The sequence below is a fragment of the Alysiella crassa DSM 2578 genome (assembly GCF_000745955.1).
Classification (GTDB): Bacteria; Pseudomonadota; Gammaproteobacteria; order Burkholderiales; family Neisseriaceae; genus Simonsiella; species Simonsiella crassa.
In genome coordinates this window covers 1-2200 of the sequence record NZ_JQKH01000141.1, presented here as the reverse complement: position 1 = coordinate 2200, position 2200 = coordinate 1, and the positions used below count along the sequence as shown (strand labels likewise).

The 2200-nt window shown below is 45.5% G+C and carries 3 protein-coding genes and 4 tRNA genes; all 7 read left to right on the top strand.

The genetic code is table 11. The features are described from left to right. The 7 genes from Q338_RS12365 to Q338_RS12340 all read left to right on the top strand — a co-directional run bounded on the left by Q338_RS12365 (nucleotide 1) and on the right by Q338_RS12340 (nucleotide 2053). Nucleotides 1-76 (top strand) — tRNA-Gly (locus Q338_RS12365). 36 nt (nucleotides 77-112) lie between these two features. Next, nucleotides 113-186: transfer RNA gene (locus tag Q338_RS12360), tRNA-Cys, on the top strand. Between the two features lie 14 nt (nucleotides 187-200). Continuing rightward, nucleotides 201-278: transfer RNA gene (locus Q338_RS14665), tRNA-Cys, on the top strand. A 27-nt stretch (nucleotides 279-305) separates the two neighbouring features. After that, nucleotides 306-395: transfer RNA gene (locus tag Q338_RS12355), tRNA-Leu, on the top strand. Between the two features lie 188 nt (nucleotides 396-583). Continuing rightward, entirely contained in the window at nucleotides 584-1213 is a 630-nt protein-coding gene (locus Q338_RS13925) for a LexA family transcriptional regulator (RefSeq protein ID WP_051968652.1), read from the top strand. A 23-nt stretch (nucleotides 1214-1236) separates the two neighbouring features. Beyond that, nucleotides 1237-1668 (top strand): EamA family transporter, encoded by a 432-nt coding sequence (locus Q338_RS12345; RefSeq protein ID WP_034295999.1) that lies wholly within the window; start codon nucleotides 1237-1239, stop codon nucleotides 1666-1668. A gap of 25 nt (nucleotides 1669-1693) precedes the next feature. Beyond that, entirely contained in the window at nucleotides 1694-2053 is a 360-nt protein-coding gene (locus Q338_RS12340; RefSeq protein ID WP_034295997.1) for an MmcQ/YjbR family DNA-binding protein, read from the top strand. Nucleotides 2054-2200 lie beyond the last annotated feature (147 nt).

The following is a 2200-nucleotide window of genomic DNA, read 5'->3' as shown; positions in this document are numbered from 1 at the left end:
GCGGGAATAGCTCAGTTGGTAGAGCGCAACCTTGCCAAGGTTGAGGTCGCGAGTTCGAGACTCGTTTCCCGCTCCATTTTTTTATCTGAAGGTGGATTTTCAGGTGCTAGATGGCGAAATAGCATAGTGGTAATGCAGCGGATTGCAAATCCGTGGACGCCAGTTCGATTCTGGCTTTCGCCTCCACAGCTTCTAAACACGGCGGGGTGGCAGAGTGTTTATGCAATAAGGGGTGCAACCCTTATTTAGGCTGGTTCAATTCCACGCCCCCGCCTCCAAATTTAATTAAATCCAGTTTTAAGTGTGCCCGAGTGGTGAAATTGGTAGACACAACGGACTTAAAATCCGTCGCTCCTAAAACGAGTGTACCGGTTCGATTCCGGTCTCGGGCACCACTAATATTTTTCAACCGCTTTTAAGCGGTTTTTTTATTGTCTTATGTCAATGTAAACTCATTGAATCTTAAAAATGATTTGTTTTTCCCATAGTTTAATATCATCTTCTATAATCCACCGTTTTCAGGCTGCCTGTTTATCATCAAAATGCGTTACAATTCAGCCATTTCATTCCCCTAAAAAATACCATGCACGAAACCGCCGCCCGACTCTATCAAGCCGCCGCCGAATTGCGCCGCATTCATCATCTCTCCGAACTTGCCACAACACTTGCAGTGTCGCCGCAAACCGTGCGGAACTGGGAGAAAAATGGCTTATCCAAGAAAGGTTTACAAGAAGCACAGCAAATATTTGGCATTTCTTTGGATTGGCTGCAAACGGGTAAGGGCAATATGTTGAACGAACCCAGTGCCTTGCTCGCGCCGCCGACTGTGGTCGCCCGCACAACGCCGCATGTGGACAATACCCCCACGCCAGCTTTGCCCGATGTCCACGCTTTTGCGCTGCAAAAATTGGGTGTGCAGGGCGAGCATATTCGCCATGAAATTGTGAAAAATGACAATATGCTCAATACTTTAGAAGTAGGGGATACGGTGCTGATTGACACGAATATTCGTGCATATATTGGTTCGGGTATTTACGCGTTGGCAACGGAATTGGGCGTGAAAATATACCGTATTAATTTGTTTCAAAATGGTTTTTTGGTTTTGATTAATGATAACCCCGCTTATCCGCCCGAAATGTTGCGCCCCGATGAATTAGGCAGCCTGAAAATTGTGGGGCGTGTGGTGGGCAAATATGGCGTGGTGGCATTGTAATTATTTTTTTTAATTGATTGTTTATGCAGAAATTTATTTTATTTTTGATGATTGCAGCGTTGGGCAATACGGCGTATCACTTGGGGCAAAAATCGCTGCACGATGTGCCGCACAATCCCATGCTGGTGTTGGCGGTGTATTATGGTGTGGCAATGGTGTTGAGTTTATTGGCTATGCCTTTGTTTGGTAAAGCGGAAATCGGTAATGTAGGCGAATTATTGGCGAATTGGCGCGTGTGGTTGGTGGTGGTGGGGATTATGTTGATTGAATTGGGTTTTTTATTGGCGTATCAGGCGGGTGGTTCGGCACAATGGGGTGGGGTAGCGGTAAACGGCGCGGCAGCTTTGGTCTTGATTCCATTGAGTATTCTTTTTTTTGGCGAACATTTTTCGTGGACAAAATTATTTGGGATAATGATGACTTTATCGGGTTTGTATTTTTTGGTGAAAAAATAATTTCAGGCAGCCTGAAAGGAAAATCATGCCCACACAGCGCGAGTGGATTACCCAATTGATTCAACAACATTATCGTGTTCAAGCCGAATATTTGTGGAGCAAACACCCTGATTATGCGGTGTTTCGGCATGCGCACAATCGCAAATGGTTTGCCATCACGATGACGGTTTCAGGCAGCCAAATTGCTTTGCCTGATGTGGCTAATATTCAGATTATGAATGTAAAATTGCCGCCTGAATGGGTGGCTGAATTGCGCGGGCAACACGGTTTCGCGCCTGCGTATCACATGAATAAAACGCATTGGTTGAGTGTGCGTTTGGACAACACGCTGCCTGAACAGCAATTGATGGATTTATTGCAACAAAGTTTTGTGCAAACGGAATAAGTGGGTTGGTTTTCAGGCAGCCTTTCATTATCCTACAAATTTTTGTTTACCACTCATCTGTTCCCTCTCCTGTGGGAGAGGGTTAGGGAGAGGGTAAAACTTTCAATGTACCACGATTTTTCCCTCTCCCAAAGGAGAGGGGGTTAG

Coding starts and splice junctions, on each gene's coding strand:
- Q338_RS13925 (WP_051968652.1), top strand. CDS start 584: ATGCACGAAACCGCCGCCCGACTCTATCAAGCCGCCGCCGAATTGCGC.
- Q338_RS12345 (WP_034295999.1), top strand. CDS start 1,237: ATGCAGAAATTTATTTTATTTTTGATGATTGCAGCGTTGGGCAATACG.
- Q338_RS12340 (WP_034295997.1), top strand. CDS start 1,694: ATGCCCACACAGCGCGAGTGGATTACCCAATTGATTCAACAACATTAT.